The organism is Cytophagales bacterium, from assembly GCA_019456305.1.
In the GTDB taxonomy this organism is placed as follows: Bacteria; Bacteroidota; Bacteroidia; order Cytophagales; family VRUD01; genus VRUD01.
Genome location: VRUD01000063.1, coordinates 1 through 26909, shown reverse-complemented (window position 1 = coordinate 26909; position 26909 = coordinate 1). Strand labels below are relative to the sequence as shown.

General features: G+C 36.7%; 23 protein-coding genes and 1 pseudogene. 15 read left to right on the top strand and 9 right to left on the bottom strand.

Features of this window, described 5'->3' with window-relative positions; all coding sequences use genetic code 11:
- Positions 1-224: 224 nt before the first annotated feature.
- From FVQ77_13040 to rodA, 6 genes are all read left to right on the top strand, one after another.
- Positions 225-1250, top strand: a complete 1026-nt coding sequence (locus FVQ77_13040) for a rod shape-determining protein (protein MBW8051239.1) — start codon at positions 225-227, stop codon at positions 1248-1250.
- Between the two features lie 89 nt (positions 1251-1339).
- Entirely contained in the window at positions 1340-2182 is an 843-nt protein-coding gene (gene mreC, locus FVQ77_13035; protein ID MBW8051238.1) for a rod shape-determining protein MreC, read from the top strand.
- Positions 2183-2353: 171 nt separating this feature from the next.
- Entirely contained in the window at positions 2354-2734 is a 381-nt protein-coding gene (locus FVQ77_13030; protein MBW8051237.1) for a four helix bundle protein, read from the top strand.
- A 200-nt stretch (positions 2735-2934) separates the two neighbouring features.
- A complete protein-coding gene (locus FVQ77_13025) occupies positions 2935-3333 on the top strand; it encodes a Rod shape-determining protein MreD (GenBank protein MBW8051236.1) in 399 nt (132 codons plus the stop codon).
- A complete protein-coding gene (gene mrdA, locus FVQ77_13020) occupies positions 3333-5168 on the top strand; it encodes a penicillin-binding protein 2 (protein MBW8051235.1) in 1836 nt (611 codons plus the stop codon). Before FVQ77_13025 ends, mrdA begins: the two co-directional genes overlap by 1 nt.
- Before the next feature lie 139 nt (positions 5169-5307).
- Positions 5308-6570, top strand: a complete 1263-nt coding sequence (rodA, locus tag FVQ77_13015) for a rod shape-determining protein RodA (GenBank protein ID MBW8051234.1) — start codon at positions 5308-5310, stop codon at positions 6568-6570.
- 148 nt (positions 6571-6718) lie between these two features.
- On the opposite strand, the gene FVQ77_13010 is transcribed toward rodA, so the two are convergent.
- Both FVQ77_13010 and FVQ77_13005 read right to left on the bottom strand, forming a co-directional pair.
- Positions 6719-7084, bottom strand: a complete 366-nt coding sequence (locus tag FVQ77_13010) for a four helix bundle protein (protein MBW8051233.1) — start codon at positions 7082-7084, stop codon at positions 6719-6721.
- A 166-nt stretch (positions 7085-7250) separates the two neighbouring features.
- Positions 7251-8333, bottom strand: coding sequence for a hypothetical protein (locus FVQ77_13005; protein MBW8051232.1), 1083 nt, complete (start codon positions 8331-8333; stop codon positions 7251-7253).
- Between the two features lie 48 nt (positions 8334-8381).
- Here FVQ77_13005 and FVQ77_13000 point away from each other — a divergent pair, with 48 nt between their 5' ends.
- The 3 genes from FVQ77_13000 (at position 8382) to FVQ77_12990 (ending at position 13261) form a co-directional block, all read left to right on the top strand.
- Entirely contained in the window at positions 8382-11030 is a 2649-nt protein-coding gene (locus tag FVQ77_13000; protein MBW8051231.1) for a hypothetical protein, read from the top strand.
- 47 nt (positions 11031-11077) lie between these two features.
- Complete coding sequence (gene recO, locus FVQ77_12995; protein ID MBW8051230.1) at positions 11078-11788, top strand: DNA repair protein RecO; 711 nt, start codon at positions 11078-11080, stop codon at positions 11786-11788.
- 261 nt (positions 11789-12049) lie between these two features.
- Entirely contained in the window at positions 12050-13261 is a 1212-nt protein-coding gene (locus FVQ77_12990) for a glycosyltransferase family 39 protein (GenBank protein MBW8051229.1), read from the top strand.
- Between the two features lie 104 nt (positions 13262-13365).
- On the opposite strand, the gene FVQ77_12985 is transcribed toward FVQ77_12990, so the two are convergent.
- On the bottom strand, positions 13366-14184 hold the full coding sequence (locus FVQ77_12985; protein MBW8051228.1) for a phosphopeptide-binding protein: 819 nt from the start codon (positions 14182-14184) through the stop codon (positions 13366-13368).
- A 275-nt stretch (positions 14185-14459) separates the two neighbouring features.
- Here FVQ77_12985 and FVQ77_12980 point away from each other — a divergent pair.
- Positions 14460-14885: pseudogene (locus FVQ77_12980) on the top strand (TerB family tellurite resistance protein).
- 385 nt (positions 14886-15270) lie between these two features.
- Positions 15271-15951, top strand: coding sequence for a hypothetical protein (locus FVQ77_12975; GenBank protein ID MBW8051227.1), 681 nt, complete (start codon positions 15271-15273; stop codon positions 15949-15951).
- Positions 15952-16093: 142 nt separating this feature from the next.
- On the opposite strand, the gene FVQ77_12970 is transcribed toward FVQ77_12975, so the two are convergent.
- The 6 genes from FVQ77_12970 to FVQ77_12945 all read right to left on the bottom strand — a co-directional run bounded on the left by FVQ77_12970 (position 16094) and on the right by FVQ77_12945 (position 23443).
- Positions 16094-17359, bottom strand: coding sequence for an NADP-dependent isocitrate dehydrogenase (locus FVQ77_12970; GenBank protein ID MBW8051226.1), 1266 nt, complete (start codon positions 17357-17359; stop codon positions 16094-16096).
- Positions 17356-17805 carry a type II toxin-antitoxin system VapC family toxin gene (locus FVQ77_12965; protein MBW8051225.1) on the bottom strand — a complete coding sequence of 150 codons (450 nt, stop codon included), beginning with the start codon at positions 17803-17805 and terminating at the stop codon, positions 17356-17358. Before FVQ77_12965 ends, FVQ77_12970 begins: the two co-directional genes overlap by 4 nt.
- On the bottom strand, positions 17802-18044 hold the full coding sequence (locus tag FVQ77_12960; protein ID MBW8051224.1) for a hypothetical protein: 243 nt from the start codon (positions 18042-18044) through the stop codon (positions 17802-17804). The genes FVQ77_12965 and FVQ77_12960 overlap by 4 nt, the downstream gene beginning before the upstream one ends.
- A 63-nt stretch (positions 18045-18107) precedes the next feature.
- Positions 18108-19316 carry a pyridoxal phosphate-dependent aminotransferase gene (locus FVQ77_12955; protein ID MBW8051223.1) on the bottom strand — a complete coding sequence of 403 codons (1209 nt, stop codon included), beginning with the start codon at positions 19314-19316 and terminating at the stop codon, positions 18108-18110.
- Positions 19317-19467: 151 nt separating this feature from the next.
- Entirely contained in the window at positions 19468-23073 is a 3606-nt protein-coding gene (locus FVQ77_12950; GenBank protein ID MBW8051222.1) for a SpoIIE family protein phosphatase, read from the bottom strand.
- Complete coding sequence (locus FVQ77_12945) at positions 23066-23443, bottom strand: DUF1987 domain-containing protein (protein ID MBW8051221.1); 378 nt, start codon at positions 23441-23443, stop codon at positions 23066-23068. The genes FVQ77_12950 and FVQ77_12945 overlap by 8 nt, the downstream gene beginning before the upstream one ends.
- A gap of 175 nt (positions 23444-23618) precedes the next feature.
- Here FVQ77_12945 and FVQ77_12940 point away from each other — a divergent pair, with 175 nt between their 5' ends.
- From FVQ77_12940 to FVQ77_12925, 4 genes are all read left to right on the top strand, one after another.
- Positions 23619-24155: a DUF3782 domain-containing protein gene (locus FVQ77_12940; protein MBW8051220.1), complete on the top strand. Its 537-nt coding sequence runs from the start codon at positions 23619-23621 to the stop codon at positions 24153-24155.
- A gap of 24 nt (positions 24156-24179) precedes the next feature.
- Positions 24180-25064: a hypothetical protein gene (locus FVQ77_12935; protein ID MBW8051219.1), complete on the top strand. Its 885-nt coding sequence runs from the start codon at positions 24180-24182 to the stop codon at positions 25062-25064.
- Between the two features lie 356 nt (positions 25065-25420).
- On the top strand, positions 25421-25963 hold the full coding sequence (locus FVQ77_12930) for a hypothetical protein (GenBank protein ID MBW8051218.1): 543 nt from the start codon (positions 25421-25423) through the stop codon (positions 25961-25963).
- Between the two features lie 39 nt (positions 25964-26002).
- Positions 26003-26909, top strand: a 907-nt coding sequence (locus FVQ77_12925; protein MBW8051217.1) for a hypothetical protein, incomplete at its 3' end; no start/stop codon positions are given.

Genomic DNA, 26909 nt, shown 5'->3' with positions numbered 1-26909 from the left:
TAATTCAATAGTAATTCAATAGTAATTCAATAGTAATTCAATAGTAATTCAATAGTAATTCAATAGTAATTCAATAGAGCATAGCGCATGGAGCGTGGCAGCCATGCATCCATGCATCCATGCAATCATTTACATACTATTGTTTAATATATTTTGTAAATCTCAAATCTTATACGTTAGTTTGCATCTTGTTAATTTTTCAATTCTAAATTCGTACTTAATAAATGGGTTTCTTAGATTTTTTTACCAGCGACATTGCAATAGACCTGGGGACTGCTAACACACTTATTATCGAAAAAGACAAAATTGTTGTGGATGAGCCTTCTATTATTGCTATAGAGCAGACGACAGGAAAAGTGCTTTGTATCGGCAGAGAAGCAATGCAGATGCACGAAAAAACGCACGAAGATATTAAAACAATAAAACCGCTGAAAGATGGTGTAATTGCTGACTTTTATGCTGCGGAACAAATGATCCGGGGAATGATCAAGATGATAGATAGAGGTAACAGGATATTCTCCCCTTCTCACAGAATGGTTATTTGCATCCCATCAGGCATTACAGAAGTAGAAAAAAGAGCAGTAAGAGATTCGGCTGAACATGCAGGAGCAAAAGAAGTGTATATGATTTACGAACCAATGGCTGCTGCAATTGGTATTGGTATTGATATAGAACAACCTGTTGGGGCAATGGTGATAGACATTGGAGGCGGTACCACTGAAATCGCTGTAATTGCATTATCAGGTATTGTATGTAAGCAATCTATCAGGGTAGCCGGAGATGCATTCAACAAAGATATCCTTGACTATATGCGCAGACAGCATAATATGCTGATAGGAGAACGGTCTGCTGAGAAGATCAAAATAGAAGCCGGTTCAGCCTTTTCTGACATGGAAAATCCCCCTGATGATTATGAGATAAGAGGTAGGGATTTGATGACGGGCATTCCAAAGGTGATCAAGTTATCTTCTTCAGAAATTGCCTTTGCCTTAGAAAAATCATTATCAAAAGTTGAAGAAGCGCTTTTTAAAGCATTAGAAATGGCGCCACCTGAACTATCTGCCGACATATATGACAATGGTATTTACCTGACAGGTGGTGGAGCACTCTTAAGAGGCCTGGATAAACGATTGTCATTAAAAACAAAACTACCAATTCATATAGCTGAAGACCCTCTCAGAGCGGTAGTTCGTGGCACAGGAATGACATTGAAAAATCTCAAGGGTTATAAAGCTGTGTTGATGACCTGAAATCAGTAGGCAGTAGGCAGTAGGCAGTTGGTAGTTGGCAATTGATCCCGAGTACTCGGGATCAACTGCCAACTGTCAATTATTTACTAATGCAGCGACTGTTTTTATTCTTATTCAGATTCAGGGCATTTTTCTTTTTTATTTTTTTAGAGACGATCTGCGGTTGGCTTATTATTCAGAACAATAATTACCAAAGCGCCTCTTTTTTTAATTCCTCCAACCAGTTTGTTTCTAATGTAATTTTATTCTCAAACAACCTATATGATTTTTTGACTTTAAATTCAAAATTAAAAAATGAAAATACTCGTTTGATCGAAGAAAATGCACAATTAAAAGCGCTGATAGCAAAAGATAAATTTATTGATAATGTGTACACTGCCCAGCTACCAGGTGAAGATATTCTAAAGAAATATAATTTCATACCTGCAAAAGTAATTAACAATTCTGTCAAGCGTATAAACAATTACATAACTATTGACAAAGGCAGTAAAAGCGGTATTACTCCTGGCATGGCGGTAATATCTCACCAAGGTATCGTTGGAAAAATAAAAGCCTGCTCAGAACATTTTTCAACAGCTATATCAATATTACATTCAGATATGTATGTATCTGCTCAAATTAAGAAAAACGGTATATTCGGCTCTTTAAGATGGGATGGAAAAAACTCTTTAATAGCAAATCTTTTATACATACCACGGCATGTGAATCTTTCCTGGGGAGATACTATTGTTACTTCGAGTTTTAATGCTATTTTCCCAGAAGGAATTATGATCGGTATTATTGAAGATTTCAACATTCTGGAAGAAAAAACCTTTCATGACATCAGAGTAAAGCTATCTGTCAACTTTCAAAGTTTGTCATATGTTTATATAGCAGAAAAAAATATATTAGCTGCAGAAAAAGATTCGTTAGAAATGACGAATTACGAATGACGAAGTACGAATTACGAAGCACGAATGACGAAGTACGAATGACGAATGACGAATGACGAAGTACGAATGAGGAAGTACGAATGACGAAGTACGAATGACGAATGACGAATGACGAAGTACGAATGACGAATGACGAAGTACGAATTCGTATTTCGTAATTCGTATTTAAATATTATGCGTGATTTAAAAGATAGTACTAAAAGGTTTGCTCTGAATATATTTTATCTTTGTGATCAGTTACCTGATACTCCGGCTTTTAGGATTTATAAAGGACAATTGATCAGATGTGCCAGTTCAGTAGGGGCTAATTATAGAGCATCTTGTAGAGCAAAATCAAACAAAGATTTTATTAATAAATTAAAGATCGTAGAAGAAGAAGTAGATGAATCAGCTTTTTTTCTTGAAATATTGAAAGATATAGATAGTAAAAAACATAATTCTAAATATTCTGATCTTATAAATCCTCTATGGGATGAAGCCAATCAACTAACAGCAATATTTGTTACATCTATAAAAACAGCAAGAAAAAGAAAAAATAAAAATAAAACCTGAATTAAAAATGAAGAATGACGAAGTACGAATGACGAAGTAAGAATTCGTAATTCGTCATTCGTCATTCGTAATTTACAATGACCGGTAAAAGCATCCCTATACAAATATTTTATTTCTTATTATTTACAGCTATACAGCTAATTTTACTAAGAAACGCTGTGCTGTTCAATATTGCATTCTGTTTTGTATATATTGCTTTTATACTTTTACTTCCTCTTGAAACCCCACCGTTAATATTGTTGATCCTGGGTTTTGTTACGGGTTTTGTTGTAGATATTTTTTATGATACTTTAGGCATTCATACTGCTTCGTGTGTGATAATAGCATTTATCAGACCTTTTGTGATAAAAGCACTCACTCCAGGAAGTGATTATGAACCGAGGGCAAATATTTCTATAAAATTATTGGGTTTACAATGGTTTAGCATATATTCCAGTATACTTATTTTTGTCCATCATGTTGCGTTATTTTATATCGAAATAGCCAGCGCCAGGATGTTCTTTTTTACATTAGCGAAAGCTTTTTTCAGCGCCATTTTTACTTTCGTTGTTATTGTAATTATACAGTATTTATTCTTTTATTCTAAAAAAAGAAGATAATGAATAAAAACCGCAAATATATCATAGCAAGTGTCATAATTATAGCAGGTATAATTTATCTAGTGAAGCTCTTTTCTATCCAGGTATTAGACAGCACTTATAAATTAGCTGCTGAAAATAACATCATCCAGAAAATAATTGAATACCCATACCGCGGACTTATTTATGACAGGAATGGAAAACTATTGGTATTCAACTCACCGGTTTATGACCTTATGGTAATACCAAAAGAGGTAAAGGTAGCTTATACGCTTGACTTTTGTAACCTTTTTCAGATAAGTAAAGAAGATTTTATGAGCAAGATAAAAGCTGCTAAAAAATTTTCTTATGTTCAACCTTCAGTGTTTATAAAACAAATTTCAAATCAGGAATTTGCCGGTATCCAAGACCACTTGATAGAATATGAAGGTTTTTATATACAGGCGCGTACAGTGAGGGCTTACCCTCATAAAAACCTTGCTAATACGCTTGGTTATCTGGGAGAGATAAGCGGTGAACAATTACAGCAATCAGGCAAAGAAAACTACAGACCCGGTGATTATATAGGAATTAGCGGTTTAGAATATCAATACGAGGATTCGTTGAGGGGAAGAAGTGGAGTGCGGTGGATCATTGTTGATGTGAAAGGTGTAGAAAAAGGATCTTTTAAGGAGGGGCTTTATGATACATTGTATGTGGCAGGAAAGGATCTTATTACTACCCTTGATTTTGAACTTCAACAATATGCCGAGAAACTAATGGTAAATAAGATAGGAAGTATCGTTGCCATTGAACCATCCAATGGTGAAATACTTACAATCGTCTCCAAACCAGCATATGACCCCAATTTACTTACTGGCAGAATCTTTCCAAAAAATTTTGCTCTATTAGAAAAAGATACTTTAGCGCCATTATTCAACAGGCCAATAATGGCTATGTATCCGCCCGGTTCTATTTTCAAAATAGTTCAGGCGCTTATTGGCTTACAGGAAGGAGCAATTCATCCTAATACATGGTTTAGTTGTAATCCCAACATACTGAATTGTCATCAGCATCCTTCACCTAATAATTTATATGGAGGGATAAAATATTCATGTAACCCTTATTTCTTTAATGTTTTCAGAAAAATTATCAATCAGAAAAGGTCAGATAATATATATCAGGGAGCAGCGACAGGATTAAATAAATGGCGGGAGCATATCTTAAGCTTTGGTTTTGGAGAAAAGCTCGGTGTTGATCTTCTTGATGAAAAAAAAGGGTTAATTCCATCGGTTGAAGATTACAATAAAATTTACGGAAAGGGACACTGGTTGTTTTCTACCATTTATTCGTTGAGCATAGGGCAGGGAGAAATTCTGATCACCCCCGTTCAAATGACAAACATTGCAGTAATAGTTGCCAATAAGGGGCATTATTACACGCCTCATTTGATAAATGCAATAGGTAAAAAAAGTAGCAAAGACAATAGCATTAACAGTAACATAAGTAAATTAACACAACAATATTTGGTCAAGCATAAAACTACCATTGATAGCCAATACTTTGATATAGTAACAAATGCCATGGAGGCAGCCTTATCAGGTACTGCATGGAGAGCAGTTCATAAAGATATCGCTATTTGTGGCAAGACAGGCACAGTAGAAAATCCTCATGGTGAAGACCATTCCATGTTCATTGCTTTTGCACCAAAAGAGGATCCCAAAATTGCAATTTCAGTTGTTATAGAAAATGCCGGTTTTGGGGGCAAATGGGCAGCGCCTATTGCAAGCCTGATTATAGAAAAGTATCTAAATGATACGATCAGCAGAGGCTGGCTGGAAAAATATGTACTGGAAGGAAACTTTTTACCACAATAAGCCTGGATCCTTTAACCGCAAAGGCGCAAAGGGGAAAAAGTTTTTATATACACTTTTTAAAAACTTTGCGTCTTGGCGACTTTGCAGTAAAAAATTATCCGTATAACCTTTTTTAATCTATGTAATCTGTGTTTTAATAATGCAAAGATCCGATACCATAATTAAGCAATTAGATTGGTTTACAATATTGGTATTCCTGGTACTCATAACACTTGGATGGTTTAATATTTACGCAGCTGAGTACAAGGAAGAGGTTCAGAAAAGTATTTTTGACCTTCATCAAAATTCCGGAAAGCAATTGATATTGATTGCTGCTACACTCATTATTGTTATCCTTATTATGGTGATAGACTACTCCTTCTATGATTCATTTGCCTATTTTATTCATGCCTTTATTATCCTATTGCTTATTGGAGTTTTATTATTTGGCAAAGAAGTTCATGGCACAAAGGCATGGTTTGAATTTGGAGGGATTAGAGTCCAACCCTCTGAATTTGCTAAGTTTACCTGTGCGTTTGCGGTAGCAAAATATTTAAGTTTTCATCATCTAAAAAGGTTAAAAACTCAAATCACACTAACAATTATTATCGGCTTGCCGGTAATTTTAACAACTCTCCAGGGAGATGCAGGATCAGCATTAGTATTTAGCGCCTTTGCCATAGTGCTTTACCGTGAAGGTATGGCGCCTGCTATTCTGATTGGTGGATTGGTAGTCATTGCAGTCTGCTTATTAACCTTATTAGTCTCGCAGGTTATTCTCATAATAGGACTTGGCATTATTACCTTAATTGCGATCATTTTTTCACCTAAAACGATCAAAAGGATCAGTCTGATATTGATCGGCTTTATGATATCAATAGGCGTAACCAAAAGCGTTGATTATCTTTTTGATCATGCCCTAAAGCCGCATCAGCAGAATAGAATAAAAGCGTTAATCAATCCTAATGAAGACCCTTTAGGATATGGCTGGAATGTAACACAATCAAAAATTGCAATTGGTTCAGGAGGTATGTGGGGGAAAGGCTACCTTCAGGGAACACAGACCAAATATGATTTTGTACCCGAACAAAGTACAGACTTCATTTTCTGCACTATCGGGGAAGAACACGGCTGGATTGGGAGCTTTGTATTGATCAGTCTTTTTATGACATTACTGATGAGAATTTTGTACTTAGCTGAAAGGCAAAGGTCAAGATTTGTGAGAATATACGGGTATGGAGTAGCTTCAATTCTTTTCTTTCATTTTGTAGTCAATATTGGTATGACGATCGGCTTGTTCCCTGTCATTGGTATACCTTTGCCTTTTTTCAGCTATGGTGGCAGCAGTCTGTGGTCATTTACAATTTTGCTCTTTTTACTATTAAAACTTGATGCATATAGAATGAAGGTGCTGTTAAGATGAAAGTCGGCAGTCGGCAGTCCACAATCGGCAATTGTTTTTTTGCCGACTGTGGACTGTAAATTGCCGACTGATTTTTTTGCCGACTGTGGACTGTAGATTGCCGACTTATTTTTTTGCCAACTGTTGACTGCCGATTGCCGACTTTTCTCTATTTATACTTTTTAGGATTTTGAATCATGTGATTAAGTAATCGTCCTATTTCTTCTGATCGTTCATTGAAATCATTATATACTTCTTTTGCGATATACTCGCAGGCAAGTGCAAAATCAAGCCACACTTGTGTTTCTGTATTCTCCATATCCGAATCAGACACCTTACTTAGGAAATGAGCTTCATACTGACGTTTACGATATCCTTCACCGATATTTGAACAAACAGATCTTGAGGATTTTCTTATCTGAGTGGTCAAAGAGTAAAGTTCATCTTTAGGAAATTTCTTGCTAACATAATAAATATCCATTGCAAGTACAAATGCTTTTTTATACACGGTTAAGTTTCTAAATCCAGTTGCCATATTGTTTTAATGGTTTGATTGTTATTTCCTTTTTTGCCGACTGCCGACTGATTTTTTTGCCGACTGTGGACTGCCGACTGCCGACTGATTTTTTTTCCGACTGTGGACTGCCGACTGCCGACTGATTTTTTTGCCGACTGTGGACTGCCGACTGTTAGGGGGACTTCTATGCGCTTTGAAACCTCCGTTCAATTAGCTCTAAAAATTCCCCTACCGGTTTTTTATCCATATTCCAGTTATACTGCACTGCGTAGTTTTCTGTAACCAATGATATTGCCTCGTTATAATTCTTACACAAGTCAATTTTTTCTATTGCCTGATCGTAGGCACTGTACTCACTATTAAAAAGCTCATTGATGAAAAAGTGACGCTGGTTTAAGGCTATTGCCTTGCTAAGGGTTACAATAGCTTTAAGTGCATGACTTTGGTGGAGTGTAGTCTGGGATGGTTTCAAGCTATCATTCAAGCTGAGCTGCTCTTTTCTATATCTTTTATTGAGTGATATAGTTTCAGCTTGATCAACACTATCCCCTAACCCACTGTCCGAAGGACTCCGGACTCCTTTGGAGAAGGAGAAATTCCTACCAAAAAGCTTTTGTATTGATAAAGGGGACAACTCAGAAAAAACTTCTATTATGCTTTCAGGATCATCAAGCTGATTTTTATGCTCATGAAGTATTTCATCAAATATTTTTTTTGTTGTTTCAATTGTAAAAATCGTTTCTTGTTCACTCTCAATCCTTGCCATTAAATCAGAGACCAAAATCTTATTTATCTTAATATATTTAGTAAGTTGCTTCAATTGTTTTAAGATGTCATTGCGATCCTGATTTGTATCCGGAGATTGCTTCCCCCTCGCTGGGCTCGGGGTCGCAATGACATTGTGGAAATAAATATGAGGCGAGAGAGCAAGAATTAAGGTGTCTTTTATAGCTTCTGTAAGCAATTCCTGAAAAACATCTTTTTGAAGAGATATATGCCTTGATAAAATATTTAAAAATTGCTGCAACGCATCTTTAACCTCTACATGCTGATAATCAAACCAGGGGCTTTGAAGTTTAGCTGTTTCATCTTGCCATTTGTTAAATAAAATTTTCAGCATGAATAAATTTACCTGCCTGATATTACAAAAGTCTGTAATTTGTTTAGCCCCTATAAATTCATTTTCATGAAAATAATTTCCAGCTAATTTATTTGATAAATCAGAAGCATATTTTTCAATTTCAGAAATATTTAATTTACCCTGCATTATAATATTTTTTTGTTTGTAAAGTTATAAAACAAAACTAAAGAACAAATGAAAATTCTCTTTCTTTTATTGTTTACACTGTTTTTTTATACTGATACGCTCTGCCAGGGTATTCCTATCGGTACCTGGAGGACACATCTCTCATACAGAGTTGGTAAAAGCGTTGCGATCGTTGGAAATAAAGTTTATTGTGCAACTGAAAGTGGTTTTTTCTATTTTGATAAAGATGATAACAGCCTGAGGCCGCTTTCTAAAATTGATGGCTTTAGTGATATTAACATCTCCAAAATTAATTATAATACCAAATTAGATATACTATTGATCGGCTACGAGAATGGTAACATTGATCTGTTAAAGGGAAATGAAATCATAAATGTTAATGATATAGAAAGGAGCAATAATATAGTAGGCGAGAAAACTATCAACCATATATATTTTGCTGAATTCAAAGATAGAAATGGTATAGATTCTCTTGATATGGCATATTTATCCTGCGCCTTTGGAATTGTTGTTTTAGACTTATCATATTACAATCCCGACATCAAAAACGGAAAACTTGAAGTAAAAGAAACCTATAGTGAGTTGGGTAATAATGGGGCGCAAATTGAAGTTTTTGGTACTACAATGAATAATGACAGCCTTTTTTTAGCAACGGCTAACGGGGTTATGGCAGCCCGTTTAGCGCCTGATATAAACTTACTGGATTTTAATAATTGGTTATCCTTTAGCGATTCTACTGTTTATAACTTTACTGTTAATGGAAACATTTTAGACTCCATAGCTTTTATGTACGATACCTCATGGAATTATACTTTTGATACAGCTACCTATATTGTAGATTCTTTACCTAAATCACAAATACAGTTAATCCTGTTTAATGATTCTGTTTCACCCTTTGTTCCCACAGATACACTTATTGTATGGCCAACATATTATAATAATTACCAATTCGATACCCTTGGCAATGCCACTGACTCATCAATTGTGTTTCCTGATTCTGTGATGTCCATCGAAACTAACACTGTGATAATTCCTGCCTCTAACATTAATATATCCGGCAAAAAAGCATATGCAATTGCTTCATTTAATAATAAAGTTTATACAGGACTTCTCAATGAAAATGTTATCCATTTTTACAATGGTAAATACTGGCAAAAAACTAATATCCCTTTATCAGGAGGCATAAGTGATATGAAAATTTCTGCTGATAAATTGCTTATTACTGAATCTAATTCTATAATAATCCTAAATAAGAATGACAGCCTTACTATACTTACCAATAAATTATTTAATTATCCTTCAGAAGCAGCTTTTGATAGTGAAGGGTTTGTTTGGATAGCAGATGGGGTAAATGGGTTAGTCAGTGATAAAGATAATCCCTACAAAAGTTATTATCCTAACGGGCCATTCTCATCAGATGTCGTAAAACTTTACTATAGTGATGGTGGAATTTATACTTTACCGGGTGGTTTTGGTAAGTGGGGAGGAGTAGGATTTTCGCTTTTTAAAGACGAGCAATGGGAGCATATATACCCTGCAACACCTGTTATGAATAGCCTTATAACGATGGTGAAAAATCCAGTTGACAATAAAATTTATTTTGGTTCTATGGGTTATGGGCTTTTTGAACAACAGGCCGGATGGCCGTCTGATTTATTGGTTGTTCATAATGACCTTAATAGCACAATTAAAAATTCTTGTCAAGCAGGTAGTCCTTCTGTAATGGTTACAGGGTTAGCAGTAGATAAAGGTGGGAATTTGTGGATATCAAACTGGCAATCTGATTGTGCAAATGAATGCGGTGGTGGTCCATATATACATGTAAAAAAAATAGATGAAACCTGGGAGTCTTTTGATTTTGGTTTCTGCTTTCCAAAGGATATTGTTATTGATGATAATAACTATAAATGGATAAGGCTTGACCAATCAAATGAATATGGAATATTAGTTATACCGGAAAATTATAAAAATGATCCAGCAATACATTTGACAGATATTACTGGTAACGGTGGCTTGCCTGACATTAATGTCCAATGTATTACAAAAGATAAAAACGGAGATATTTGGGTTGGGACAAATAAAGGCGTTGCCGTTTTTTATAATCCTTCCTCTGTTTTTACTGATTTTACTGATGGAGATCTTAATGCAAGCACTCCAATCTTTGGCCAAAGACCTTTATTAGAGACCGAACAAATCACCACCATAGCTGTTGACGGTGGTAACAGAAAATGGATAGGATCGCGTAATGGCTTATGGTTGTTTGATGATGGGGCTACTGAAGAAATTATTAATTTCACTGCAGATAATAGCCCTCTTTTATCAAACAATATTATTGATATTGTCATTCATGCCAAAACCGGAGAGGTGTTTATTGGAACGGATAAAGGAATAATTTCTTTCAGGGGAACTTCTACAGAAAGTAAAAGTGTACATAATAACGTTGAGGTTTTCCCCAATCCGGTAGAACCTGATTTTTATGGGTGGGTAGGAATAAAAGGATTGGCTATTGACGCGATCGTAAAGATCACAGATGTTTCAGGTAATTTGGTCTATGAAACTCAAGCCGAGGGTGGTATGGCTGTTTGGAATGTTAATGATTATAATGGAAATAGAGTTAAAGCTGGCGTTTATATGATTTTCAGCACTACTAAAGATAAAGAAGATTCGTATGTTGCTAAAATTGCAGTTAAAGAATAAGAAATGCCTAAAATTTTAAGTATTTTAGGCATCTCTCATGTAGAATTATGCTTTTCAAAACCCGGGGGATCGTACTTAATTTTATTAAATACAAGGAAACCTCAATAATCGTCAAAATCTTTACCGAAGAATTCGGGCTGCAATCATATATTGTAAATAGTGTCAGAACAAAAAATACAAAAACCGGCATTGCATTATATCAACCCCTGACATTATTAGATTTGGTCGTATATCACAAAAGCAATAAAAGTATAAATCGTATCTCAGAAATAAAATGTAATGCCCCTTTTAAAAGCATCCCTTATGATATTAAAAAAACCAGTATCGCCTTATTTATAACTGAAATTTTAAGTAGAACAGTTAAAATTGAATCGCTCAATAGACAAAAATTTGAATTTTTACATAGCTCAATAAGAATCTTAGATGAGTTGGAAACCAACTTTGAAAACTTTCATATAATATTTTTAATGCGGCTATCTAAATATTTAGGATTTGAACCTCAATCAGCACAGGAGATCGTAAATCAAATTCATTCCTGGGATAAGCAATATATAGATAACAATATACAAGTTAAATATGACAGCGATCTAATCAATACGATGAACAATTACCTATCCTCTGATTATAACTATGTAATCAAATCAAACAATCTGATAAGAAACAATATCATAGACCTATTAATAAAATTCTACAGCATACACATTGAAAGTATAGGAAAAATTAAATCTTTACAGGTATTAAGAGAAGTACTAAAGTAATTCTATGGTAATTAATTAGTGTCTGTCTATAATGTCAAAAATATTCGTTAATGAAAATCCAAAGTTTCAACATTAAGTTGGCAGTCGGCAGTTGGCAGTTGGCAAATTTGCTGACTGCCGACTGTGGACTGCCGACTTTTTAATCAACTTACGAAGTTATGTTTTTACTATAATATATTAAACATTCGACTTTATAGACAGACACTAATTAGAATTACTATTGAGTTGCTATTGAATTACAACCGAATTATATAAGTCGCCATGACAAAATATACTGTTTCACTAAAATGGTTTATTGTTTCCATAATACTTTTTCATACCCTTGTGATCTATATAACCGATTCATATGTGATGGATTTGAAGTATCCTCAACATGATGAATTTCATTTTATTAAAACAATCGCTCTTTTCGGTGAGGAAATTAGTTTGAACAATTTAAAACACTACGAAGAGATGTCTACTCCATTGCCATTTCTGTTATATGCGTTCTGGGGGCAAGTCTTTGGTTTTGAAATCTATAAGCTACGGATTTTTTCTATCATAATTGCTCTGTTGACTTATCTACTTTATCATCGGTTATTTTTTATAATATTTGATGATGGTAAAATCGCATTATTAGCATCTATCTACCTTGTAATTATTCCCTATATGGTTGCTTTGAGCTTTTTGGTCTATACTGATATGCTGGCAATGTTCTTCCTGATACTCTGTTGCTTTGCAATTGTCAGACAAAATCCTTTTGTATTTGCCATCTCTGCAGCTTGTGCGTTATTATGCAGACAATATTTATCGTTCATCCTTCTGGCTGGAGCCATTTTTTACCTGATCAAATACATAAAGGGAAAAGAACGCGTTGTTTTAAAGATGTTAATTTCCATCTTTATTGCATTTTTACCTTTTTTATTTCTTATATTTCTATGGAAAGGATTAACACCGGAAAATGAGCTGAAAAATCTATATTTGGGAGAAAAAATGAACTTTCATATTAATTTTCTTATTTTTTATATTTGTTTATTTTGTATATACCTTTTCCCAATAATAGTATTGACTTATAAATTTTACTACCAAAATGTTAAGATTCTTATAGCATCTTTTGTTATATCCTCGTTTTATTGGTTATTTCCGGTTACACCAGCCAAGTCTGCTATAGAAGCCGGTTTTAATACAGCAGGTTGGTTTCATCGTGGGCTCAAATGGCTCTTTGAAAATCAATTCTTTGAACATATTGTTTTCAATATTGCCTTTTTCTTTGGTTTGCCTGTAGTCTTATACCTTTTTAAAGATATGTTTGGGAAATGGAGAAAAAATGAATTTGATCTGCCATTTTTCTTAGATATATCAATTATCGCTTTCCTCTTGATGATGCCCTTTTCCTATCTTGTATGGGAAAAATATTTCCTGCCAATAATACCACTTGCTTCCATACGATTCTTGCTTTGCAGATATAAAGGAGTTGAACTAAACCTTCGGTAGCTTTCCTTCCTCACATAACATACCCTTGGTCGTTCATTCTCAGATAAAGCGTCTATTTCCTTTATTCCCTCTATTCCCCTATTGCCTCTATTTCATTTGCACCATCACTTCAACTCACTCAACATTACAGACCTCTCAACAGAATTAAACGGACCTTCAATAAGATTACCATCTTTGTCTATTAGCTCCAATTTAATGGTATTCTCTCCCAGGGGTAATCCTTCAATAAAATAAGCCACCCACCTGGTAAGTGTAAATTCCGTTCCGTTTATTGTTGCTCTTACTTTATCTCCATCTTCCTTAAGTTTTGTGTCATAGAGATAAAAGTCTAAAAGAATTTTTTTAGTATCATCTCCGAAATATTCTCCCTTAGGCCTACTGTAAAATAAATGTTTGGCAGACATGTCAAAATCAAATGTATCGGTGACTCCTACCGAGAAACGTTTAAGATCATAAGCCCCTCTATTTTTTATGCTTTCGTGATAAGACCTGGATAAAAATGATAATGACACATAATTGCCGGGCTCAAGTTGCTTAACAAACTTATCCTCATAATGTGCTGTATAGGGTTCGTTGTTCAAGATAAGATGAATATGCTGCCCCTTTGCTGAATTGGCACACATCTTTTGTTCTGCATCTGTAGTTTGATTTGCCAACTCATAATTTCTAACATTATAAGAAAACTCTATGTTGCCTGTTTCAAATTTTGACTCATAACCCGGATTTTCCATATAAATGATGGCATGAGGAAAATCAGGAGAATCATCAACAGAGCTAAGTTTCAGGCCATCCTTTTCTATTATTATTGGTTCCGGTTGATCTTCTGCAGCATCAAATTCAAAATTTTCAATATTAATAGAATCTTCAATCTCATCATTGCTTTTCTGCTTTATTGAATCACATGCAATGAGAAATAGAAACATAGCCGACAAAGTCAGCGGTGTTAACCCCGTTAAAAATCTAAAAGGGTTTAATACCAACGTTTTTCCCGTTATTATTTCTAACGGGGTAAAAAAGTTTTTCATAACCATTTTTGTTTTAATTTAAAGTCGTAAAGGTAATTTTTTTCCATCAAATTCCACAAGTTTTTTTAAAAAAAATGTTTAACAAATTATTTTTTTCTGCAAGGTGTGTATATTTGCAAAAAAAATAATTACCTTTGTGAACTATTTCAATTCATATTTTGACAATTTTATTAATGTTTGGTTTTTTTGAAAGTAAAGAAGTTAAGAAAGTTAAAAGCCATTTAAGGTATTTGGCATCACTGGCTAAAATAGATGGTCACGTAGATGAAGCTGAGATGAATTTATTATACCAGGTTGCTGATAAAAATGGCATCAAGCCTAATGTTGTCAGATCAATTGTATCTAACCCTCGTTCGGTTGAAATTGAAATACCAGATAATAATGCCGAGAGGTTTTACCAACTCTTTGATATCGTACAATTGATGCTGGCCGATGGTATAATCCACGACAGCGAATTGGATTACTGTGTAGAAATGGCAAAAAAATTAGGTTTCAGAAAAGCAATTGTAGGGGTTTTGGTCAATAAGATTGCAAGAGGGGTAAGAGATGGTGTTGACAGGGAAGACATAAAAAAAGAGTCTGAAGCTTTTATGATTTTTGAAAGCGAAGTTAAACCGGAAATTATGGATGAATCGGAAAAAGAAGTTGAGTCGGAACCTAAGGATGAATCAGAGCGTGAAAGTGAACCGGAAAGTGAAAGTGAAGATGAAAGTGTTAGTCTAAATGAAGGTGAGGAGGAGAGTGAAGAAGAAGAAGTAGAAGGTGAAGGTAAAAGTGGAAATGATTAGAAATTTACGGTTCCATTATAAATATTGAGTCCACTCTAATAAGTCCAAAAAATAAAAATGCCACCAAAACACCAAAGCACTAAATCCCACAAAACCCTGAAAATCAATTAGTTAATCTTTAGTGGGATTTTGTGTTTTTGTGCTTTTGTGGCAAAAAAGACTTTTTAGAGTGGACTCATATTTAAATTACAAAATCATGAAAAAACTAATCTTATTGATCCTACTGTGCACTTTGGTTTGTTTACAATTGAAAGCAGAGAAAAACAAATCTAATGATGGAGTAGAAAAAAATGAATCAGTAAGTCCATCTACCTTAAATCCATCTGGAAGTAGCTTTGTAGGTATAACTGAAAGTGGTTTTTTTGTACACTTTGGTATTGTCATACCCTCAAAAAATTATTTTTTCCCGGTTGAATTTGATAATGATTCTGATTTCAAATACGGTATTGGTCCCAGTTTAGAACTGGGTCATATGTTCCGGATTACAGAGTTGGATGACAACATAGCCATCGGAATAAGAGGCACATGGTTTTCAGCCTTCTATACCAAATTTAAAATTGATGACACAACTTCTTTTGATGCGATGCAAGGCAGTATATTGAAAGCCGGCCCCTATTTCACTTACGGACTTTCAGATGAAATTGCCATTGATGTATATTATCAAATTGGCCCGGCTGTTCTCGTGGATCTCAATGAGGGATATCCTTTTTTGGGAGCAACTCATTCGATAGGTATTGGATTTAGATTTAATGTCTTATCTGTAGGAATGGACTATAACTTTGGAAATGTAAAGTATGTTGGTGACACTGAAGATATTGACCCTGATATAAAATTCCGTACTAATCATATGAAACTTTTTATAGGAGTTAAAATTTAATTTCTTCAAAGATTTCAATTGCATTTAGGTTAAATAGTAATAAATCTGTTCTTTCCTGTTAAATTTTTATTATCCTGAGAGCAATAGGACAATAATATCATTATTTCATTGACTCTATTGAGCCAATATCAGGAGTAATTAATCACATATTCTTAATGATCTCCTTCCCAAACTCTGAACATTTCAGCAAGGTTGCCCCATCCATCAGTCTGTGAAAATCATAAGTTACCTGTTTTGATGCTATTGCATTTTCCAAACCCTTATAGATCAGGTCTGCCGGTTCTGTCCAGCCCAGATACTCGAGCAACAATGCCCCTGATAGAATCAGAGAACCCGGATTTACTTTATCCTGCCCGGCATACTTGGGGGCAGTGCCATGTGTTGCCTCAAAAATGGCATGCCCGCTTATGAAATTAATATTTGCTCCCGGCGCTATGCCTATACCGCCTACCATTGCAGCCAAAGCATCAGAGATGTAATCACCATTGAGATTTAATGTGGCAATCACAGAATATTCTGCCGGTCTCAATAATATCTGCTGTAAAAAAGCATCGGCAATCACATCTTTTATTAATATCCTGCCTTTATTTGTTGCAACTTCCTGTGCCTTGTTAGCGGCATCTTTGCCTTCTTTCTCAGCTATTCTATCGTATTCTGTCCAGGTAAAAACCTTATCCGCGAATTCGCTTTCAGCAATTTCATATCCCCAGTTTTTAAATGCTCCTTCAGTAAATTTCATAATGTTTCCTTTGTGCACTAAAGTAACAGACGGCTTCTTATATTTGATAGCATACTGAATAGCAGCCTTGATAAGCCGCTGGGAACCTTCTTTGGAAACGGGCTTGATCCCTATCGATGATGTTTCAGGGAATCTTATATTTTTGACGCCCATTTTATTTTGCAAAAAATTAAGCATCTTTTTTACTTCCGGTGTACCATCCATATATTCTATACCTGCATAAATATCTTCGGTATTTTCACGATAGATCACCATATCACAAAGCTCAGGCCTCTTTAACGGTGAGGGCACTCCCTTAAACCAACGAACCGGCCGGATGCAACAATAAAGGTCTAATTGCTGGCGAAGCGCAACATTGAGCGAGCGGATACCACCTCCAACAGGTGTGGTAAGAGGCCCTTTAATACCTACCAAATATTCCCTGAAAGCTTTAAGAGTTTCATCCGGCAGCCAGGAACCTGTCTGATTAAAAGCCTTTTCCCCGGCTAAAACCTCCTTCCAGATTATCTTTTTGCTGCCGCCATAAGCTTTTTCTACTGAAGTTTCTAAAACACGCTGAGCAGCCGCCCAAATATCAGGGCCTGTGCCATCTCCTTCTATAAATGGTATGGTAGGCGTATCAGGTACTTGTAATACACCATTGTTGATCGTGATCTTTTGTTCCGTCATTTTACAACTAACCCTTCTTTTTCAAACAGTTTTGTTAGTAATTTATCTGAGCTTTTGTTTAGATCAACTTTGGCTTTGAGTGAAACTGCTGTGGCTAATTGTATAGCGTCAAGGGTTCTTAATCCATCTATTCCATGCTTTGTCATCATATCCTTTGCAATATTTTTGACTAAATTATCATCTTTAATAAAAATAAATTTGTAATAATCCTTACGGAATATCTTGATTATCCCATAAGCTTTTTGTTCGTTAATTTCTTTAATCCTTGCTTTTTTCCAGGCAACAGATTCAAACTCTATTTTTGTAATATCAGAAAGATATATTTTACTAACTTCTTTTTTCCTGATTATTTTATCAATATCTTCAGTACCTGTTTCAGTATGATAAAGTTTAAATAATGTAGAAGTATCTAAAAATATATTCACCCCGTTGAATAGTTCAATTATGAATTTCGTCTTTCTCTAATCACTTCATCCGCAAATGAACCTTTATAGTCTTTTAACAACTCCCTTGCCTCATAAAAATGAAAATCACTTAGTTTTAATCCTTTTTTTTTGGTTTTCTTTTTTTGAGGCTTCTTAATTTCTTCTACAAATGTTACTATGACCTTAACTGGCTTATCTGTCTTGATCTCATTTTCAAGATTTATTTCTCCGTTGTAATATGTTCCTTTTAGCACTAACATAATTTTAAAATTTTTAACAAAGATAGCGAATTCTTTAACAACCTGGTAGTAATTTAATATTTTTTATTCAAGCTTCTCTAAACTATTCTTTATCCTTTCAATCGCATCTTTGAGCTTTTCATCAGAGGCAGCAAATGAGAACCTTACACAATCCGGGGCTCCGAATGCGTTGCCGGGAACCAACGAAACATGTGCATCATTCAGCAGATACATACAAAGGTCGTTTGCATTTTTGATCGTGTATTCACCTGAGCGCCTCCCGAAATAAAAGCTCATATCAGGAAAGAGATAAAAAGCGCCCTGGGGCACGTAGCTTTTAATCCCGGGAATATCTTTGACCAGCGCTAACACCATATCCCGCCTGCGGAGGAATGCTGCTGCCATATCTTTGGTAGGCAGCATGTCACCTGTCAACGCTTCAACAGCAGCTTTTTGAGCTATAGAGCAGGCGCCTGAAGTGAATTGTCCCTGCATTTTATCACATGCACAGGCTATCTGCCGGGGAGCAGCCATATAGCCCAGGCGCCAGCCGGTCATGGCAAAACCTTTTGAAACTCCATTTACAATGATGACCCTGTCTTTGATGGTTTCAAACTGGGCGATGGTCTCATGTTTTCCGGTGAAATTGATGTATTCATATATCTCGTCAGCGATCACAATAATGTGCTCATGCTGAGCCACAATGCCGGCTATTTCCTGCAGTTCCTCTTTGGAGTAAACGCTACCCGTTGGGTTGCAGGGAGATGAGTACAGGATGGCTTTGGTGTTGGGGGTGATAGCTGCCCGGAGGTCCTCCGGTGAGATCTTAAAATCATTTTCAATGCTGCTTTCCAGGAAAACAGCTTTTCCCCCGGAAAGCTTTATGATCTCTCTGTAGGTCACCCAATAGGGTGTAAAAACGATAACCTCATCACCCGGGTTGACTAAGCAGAGCATCAGGTTGGCAAGGCATTGCTTTGCCCCGGTGGATACTACGATATTTTCAGTTTTATAATCAAGATCATTGTCTCTTTTTAACTTATCTACGATTGCCTGCCTCAGCTCAGGATACCCGGGTACAGGGGTGTAAAAAGTATATCCATCATCAATTGCTCTTTTGGCTGCCTCCTTAATGTGGGCGGGTGTTTGAAAATCAGGTTCGCCCAGGCTTAAATTGATCACATCAACCCCCGTTGAAGCAAGCTCCCTGGCTTTTTTAGCCATCGCTATTGTTTCAGATTCTGACAGGGCATTGATCCTTTCAGATAATAAATTGATAGTGTCTGTTTCCATGGTTCAATTAAATTAGTTATTAGTTATTTAGTTTCCCGACTCTTGCATTTACCGTCTATGCTAAAAAACGTTGCTATCCCGCAGGGTGGCTATGTTTTTTGAGCATTTGTAGTGTGTAGTATTCATTAACTAAAAACTAACAAACCAATAACTAAACTTTTACCCCGATCACCAACACATCATCTATCTGTTTACCACTCCCTTTCCATTCTTCAAAACTGTTTTCTAAGCTACTAAATTGTTCTTGCATAGTAAGGTGATTTATATCAAGTAGAAGCTTTTCGAATCTTTCAATCATAAATTTTCTATTTTCTTCCCCACCAAATTGGTCAATATACCCATCTGAGAAAAGATAAAAGGTGTCGCCTTTTTTTAATGTATATTCATGGTGGGTAAAGTTTTTGATTATTTTCTTTCTTCCACCGCCAATACCATGAGGATTCCCTTTAATTTCATTTAAGATCCCATTTGAAGCGATATATAACGGTCGTCCGGCGCCTGCGAAACTAATCCTGCGTTTTTCAGGATCAATGGAAACAAGCGATATATCCATTCCGTCATCTGAGCGGGTTTCTTGTCCGTTTTGATGCAAGGCTTTCTTGATCCCTGTATTTAATTCTGCGAGAATTTCAGAAGGTTTTGTTATGCCTTTTTCATTAACGATCTCATTTAAAAGGGTATTACCGATCATCGACATGAACGCGCCCGGCACACCGTGACCGGTGCAATCTACAGCCGCTACAATTACAGGTAGTGATTCAGGAGATTCCTCGTTCACGCCAACGCTTCTACCCTTCCCTGCACCCGGAATGACAGGTAAGGAAGCAAGCCAATAAAAATCTCCACTAACTACATCTCGTGGTTTAAACAAAATGAATGAATCATGTAAATGTTTTTTTATTTCATCATCAGAAGGAAGAATAGCCTGTTGAATACGTCTTGCATAATTGATACTGTCAGTAATTTGTTTATTTTTCTTTGCCAGGGTTTGGTTTTTTTCTTCTAATTCAATATTCTTTCCCTGTAATTGCCTGGTTCTGATCTCAACTTTTTCTTTTAATATCTTCTTTTCTCTTTTTAGATTTCGTTCGCGTATTTTAACAAAACCATAAACAGAGCCGCTTGCAGAAAAAATACATAACAGGTAAAACCACCAGGTCTGCCAGAAAGGAGGGGATATTATAAAGCTGAAAGTTGTTGGATTTTTATTCCACAATCCGTCATTATTGCACGCCTTTATCATAAATATATAGCTACCGGGAAGTAAATTTGAATAAGTTGCCTCTGTTTTTTGAGTAACAGGAGACCAGCGTATGTCTCCGCCAGAGGCAGACCCACCCAAGAAGGAAAATTTCTCCATTTTCCATTTGTATCTTACTTTTTCAGGAATGGTTAAGCTCAACGCGGTAAAATGAAAAGTTAAATGATTTTTATTGTAAGGCAAGTCTAATCCTTCAGGTAAACCTGTAATAGCATTTACGGAATCAGAAAAAATCGTATAGTCAAAATTTTCCAAAAAAAGCTGCAATTTTGAGATGTGAGTAAGTGGCTCAACCCTGTTAGGTTGATCTAATCCCGGATCATATTTAATAGCTCCCCCCATCGTACCAAACCAAATATTGCCATAATGATCTTTGCATGCAGCATTATGATTGGTTTCTATGCCTGAAAATCCTTCAAGTTTTCCGAAGTGTTTAATTTTTTTAAAGCTGCTTCCTTTGACAAAAAATTTATCCACACCTAAATTTGTACCTACATAGAGATATCCTTCATCATCAAAGATCAAAAGATAGGGGGTGTCGGAGCTTAAACCATCTTTTACATTGAAATTTTTAAAATTTCCTTTTGATAATGAATTAACCGAATAAGTATATTTCGATATTCCTCTCATCGTACCAAACCAAATATTTCCCTCATTGTCTTCTACAATAGAAAGCACCCGATTATTGACAAGTCCATCTTGGGTAGTAAAATTTTCAAACACCAAAGAATCATTTTCCATCCCGGGATTCTGGTAGAGACGACCAAATTGGGCGTCTCTACCAGAATCCCGGGATGGAACTTTACACCTGGAAATGCCGTCAGATGTTCCAAACCAAAGATTTCCTCTTGAATCTTCATGTATGGCTGAAACAAAATTATGTATGAGGCCTTCAAGGCTAGTATATAGTTTCAATCTTTTTTCTCCTGTCTGGAGCACATCAGGGCTGAACTTTGCAGCGCCATGAAAGGTTGCTGCCCATATATTTCCATGGCTATCTTCCAGTAATGCCATGGTGGCGGGATCTTTTAAGCCATGTTTTTTATTAAAATTTTCGAACTTCCCTTTTTTACCTTTCCCACTTGCAGGCGTATATTTTGTTATTCCATGTCCCATACCGACCCAGATATTACCTCTGCTATCACTTAGTAATGACCATACTGAATTTCCAATTAATCCATCGTTTAAAACACCGGATGTATTCTGACGAAAAATTTCAAATCCTGGTGGGTGGTAAGAGCCTTCGCTATCGCCCAGGACAAGTTTTGACATACCATTACTTGTTCCAATCCAGATATTGCCCTTTTTATCTTCAACGATTGCCCTGACATTATCGCTCGACATACCATGTGCGGTAGTATATGTCAACAAGCTTTTATTTCTATACCGTAATACGCCACCAACGCCTAAACCAATCCATAAATTACCCTCTCGGTCCTCGAATAGGCAATGTACATTTTCTACTCCAGTTGATACACCAAAATAATCATATTTCTGTCCATCTGATCCCTGCCTGTCACTGCGTTTTGGCAGGCGGGCGGGTCTGGCAAGTTTTACCAACCCCACACAGGAAAACCATAAATTACCTTGTTTGTCCTCAAATATTAATATACAACTTTTATCTTTATCCAAAGATATTTTTCCGGTATTAATAATATCGATGCTCATTCCGGAGGGTTCATTTTTATCTGGGACTAGCATTGTTATATTTTTTTCAGTAGCCAGCCAGACGACCCCTTCTTTATCCTCCACAATTGAGTGAACAACATTATGGCTTAATCCATCCTCAACGGTAAAATTAGTAAACATGGGAGGGGATCCCTCGCTGTCGCTCCCCGAGCGCATCGGGGCAGGCGGGACAAGCTTTGAAACACCTCCATTGGTTGCAAACCAAAAATTTCCTTCATGGTCTTCAAAAATGTCATTAATTGAATTATTAACAAGACCATCTTCAGTAGTGATATTTTGAAAGTCAATAGTAAATTTTTGTACGTGTGTTATTATTTTCCATGCATATTGATCCGGATCCAATATTGATATTCCTTGATTAGTTCCAAACCAGATAAACCCTTTAGAATCTTGAAAAATCGTTGATACTACATTGCCAATAAGGCCGTTTTTGGTTGTAATATTTATTATTTCCAGGGTGTCTGATTTAGGATTAATTATTGAAATGCCTTCAATGGTACCAACCCAGATATATCCCTCCCTGTCCTCCATCATTGCCGCTACTCTGTTATTAATAAGACCCTCAGCGGTAGTAAAGTTTTGGAAACTTCTACCATTAAATCTCGACACACCACCGGCAGTAGCAAACCATATATAGCCATTTTTATCCTGAATTATATCTTCCACCCCAGTTTGTGCCAGACCATCTTCCACAGTATAAGTTTTGATATTGTATTGCTGGGCAAAGGTGTCTGAAACAGATAATAAGCTGATCAGGAGGATAAATGGAGTACGATAGGTTTGCGGAAGCATGATCCTGTCAATCAATTTGTAACATATTATATGGGATCTCAACTAATTCACCAAACTTTTCACCAGCTTCTTTCATGTCCTTATTATTTGCATGGTAATACCATGTGAATATTGTTTTTTTCCCTCTATTGTGTATTTCTTCAAGTTTAATAAGGATATCTAAAATTAATTTTGCAGAGGCAGTATTGAAATATTCTAATTTAAAAACAAAATTAGTCTCTGAATTGGGTTCTTCTGCATAGCGAGTGACCCAATCTAATACAGTTTGATAAAATAGTTGTGCATCTTCAGGCATTGATCTGCCTGTAATTTTAAACACACCTTTATCTGCATCTAATAATATAGCAGGTGTATCTCCTGTAGGGTCTATTTTTAATATCTTCATGATAATTATATGCAAATGTACCTTAATTTCGCAACAAATATAAAAAAATAAATATGAATTTTTTTTGGATTATTAAATAATGCAACTTAACTTCGTGTCAATATTTTTTAACTTGCGAAATTTAGGAATTATAACTAACTTTGCTTACCAAATGCCAATTAATCATTAATTAACAATGATGAAATCAACTGCATCACAAAGTCCATTAACCTTTGAAAAGGTATGGCAAATGTTTCAGGAAACCGACAAGAAGTTTCAGGAAACAGATAAAGAAATAAGTAAACTGGCAGGTCTTTTCACTACCCAGTGGGGCAAACTTGTGGAAGCGCTTGTTAAACCCGGCACCTTGGAATTATTCAAAAAGCGCGGAATTAAAGTAAACCAGTTTTCTACCAACACCCTGTCGCACCGCAAGGGCGAAACAATGGAAATAGATGTGCTGTTGGTGAACGATACAGAGGTAGTGGTGGGCGAAGTAAAAACCACTGCAAAAGTAAGCGATGTTAAACATCTGATTGAGTGTCTGAAAAATTTTAAGAAATTCTTTTCACAATATAAAAAATATACCGTTTATGGCGCCATAGCCGGCTTGCGGTTGGATGAACAATGCGACCGCTACGCTGCTTCACAGGGATTATTTGTGGTAGAATTTACCGGAAAAGGGCTGGCGCGTATAAAAAATAAAAAGAATTTTATTGCAAAGAAATTTTAATTACATAAAAACAACTAAAAAAAAATGAAAACAAAAATCAACGAAAAACGCCAGTCCGGCAAAGTCCTGCTGGCAGGAAACAGTACGAAAAATACGAAAATCACCATCACCGTGCTCGGTGTAATTCTTTACTGCCAATTGCTGCTGCCAACTGCTGCTTTCTCCCAGAACGTAGGCATAAACGAACCCAACCCCGACCCTTCGGCTTTATTGGAATTAACATCCGATAGTATGGGAATATTGATTCCCCGTATGACATTAGTTCAAAGAAACGCTATTTCCTTACCGGCAACGAGCGTATTGATTTACCAGACCGACAACACCCCCGGCTATTACTACTGGAACGGCTCTGCATGGGTGCGCCTTACCAGCGGCCCGCATACCGTGGACACCTATGTCACCGGCAAAGATTTACACGATCACCTCGGAGGTGACGGGGCAACAATTCAGCACAGCAGCTTGGGAGGTGTAACTGCCAACCAGCACCACACCCCACCAACATCACTACCTCCTTCAGGAGCTGCCGGGGGCGACCTGAATGGCACTTACCCAAACCCCGGTGTGAATAATTCCGCTTACTTCATCACCACGGTAGGCACGAATGGCTATGTGTGGATGTCAGACGGAGTAGGAGCAGGAGGATGGGCGCCACCATCTGGGGGGGCTGGGGCAGGGGGAAGCTTTACGCAGCATAATACCACTGCCTGTCCGGCAGGATGGAGCACGGGAAGCAACTATACCAGGGCAACGGGCGGCAGTGTTGTGAAGGATTGCTACAGGACCACTGGATTTTGCCGGTCCTTTAGGCAGCATAATACCACTGCCTGTCCGGCAGGATGGAGCACGGGAAGCAACCATACCATGGCATCGGGTGGCAGTGTTGTGAAGTATTGCTGGAAGTGCGACTGATGCTGGGTCCAAGTACAACATTCGGAAGCTGTACCCCCGCTGTTTGCCCCGCTGGATGGACACAAGCAGACTTACAGTACGTGTTTCTCGATGATGTTGCTGCTAGTCGGACCTATTTTAGAACGTGTTACAGATGCCCATAGAAAATAATGTGATGGTGTATTGATGTAAAAAATGGAGTTAATGATAATGGGAGCAATCAGCGCCCCTCCAGGAGTTCAAAAACTCTTGGAAGGGTTAGGAAAGAGGATTATTCAACAGGGTGTGTGAGTTTTTTTATTAATTAACTGTTATATAGTTTATGATTATTCAAATAAATTTGATATATTTGCAACCCTAAGTAAAATTAACGCAAAATGAACAAAAAAAATTTAGTACACCTGCTTGTTATGGGTGTGCCGGTTATATTGATAACCGCTGCCAACGCCCAGACTATACCTGCATCCAAAAGCGATGCAGAAAAGAAAACCTGGATCAAAAACCATCCTACGGAGTATCAACTGTTGCTTAAGCAAAGTACAGCAAATGCTCCTGTTCAAAAAGCATCTCAAATAAATGCTGATTTTGGTTCACCTCCGGTACAGTCTGCCGAAGATGAGATCAAGGCATTAAAGGATGAAATTGAAGCCAATAAGTACAATCCAAATTATGATATGGAGCTTGCTTTGAAAAAGCTGGAAACTGCCCCTAAAATTCAAAAAAGCATACATAATAGAGAACCTTCTTATCCGGCATTTATCAATAGCAGCAACCCGGAAACAGAAGAAGATTACAGGATTGCCAAAGAAAAATGGATTATGAACAATCCTGAAAAATATAAACAACTCCAAAAACAACAACCGCTGCCCTATGGGGAAACCCCGGAAAAGATCAGGGCAAGAGAGTTGAGCCGTCAATAATTTTTAATGATATAAACAAACTTTTAAAACAACAATATTATGAAAAAGATATTTCTATTCTTCGTAACAGCTATATGCTTTGGTATTATAAATACCTCATATAGCCAGTGTGCATATGATAACACGATTTTTCTAACATGGACAGCGCCTCCAAACATAGGCGACCAGGTATCTACTACCTGTAACTATTCAGGAGAATATAACAGAGTTACAGGGATGACCGCAGGTTACAAGTACCGGATATCTACCTGCGGTGATCCGGATTTTGACACACAGCTTACCATATACCCTGCAGGCGGTGGAGCAAACGTGGGCTATAATGATGATTTTTGTTCAACACAATCTCAAATTGATTTTGTACCAACAACTAGCGGAAATTATGATATTTTACTTGACAGATTTTTCTGTATTAACGATAATGCTCCTCCTTGTATGACCATGGTTGTGGAACGAATCGGCCCTGTCAATGATCTTTGTGCAAACGCCATTCCGCTTACATATAGTTGTGGCACTGTAACCTCCGGGACTACTCAAAATGCCACAACTGAATCAGTACCCGTATGCGTTACTTCTTCCACCTCTCCCGGTGTGTGGTATACCGTAACAGGCACTGGTGGAGCAATGATCGCAGAGACCTGTACCGGCACTACTTTCGACAGTAAAATCTCTGTTTATACCGGGAGCTGCGGTGCTTTTACTTGTGTAACAGGTAATGACGATGCCTGTGGTTTGCAATCCAGGGTTAAATGGAGCTCAACCTTCGGAACCACCTATTATATCCTGGTTCACGGCTTTGGTAGCGCATCGGGTCCTTTCAATTTATCCTTTGATAATACAGAAATGACTAATCAGGCTTGCACCAGTCCCATTATTGTTACAGCCGGCGCCTATACAGGTAATACAATTTGTACAGACAATGACAATGCTCCTACCTGTGTAACTGGTA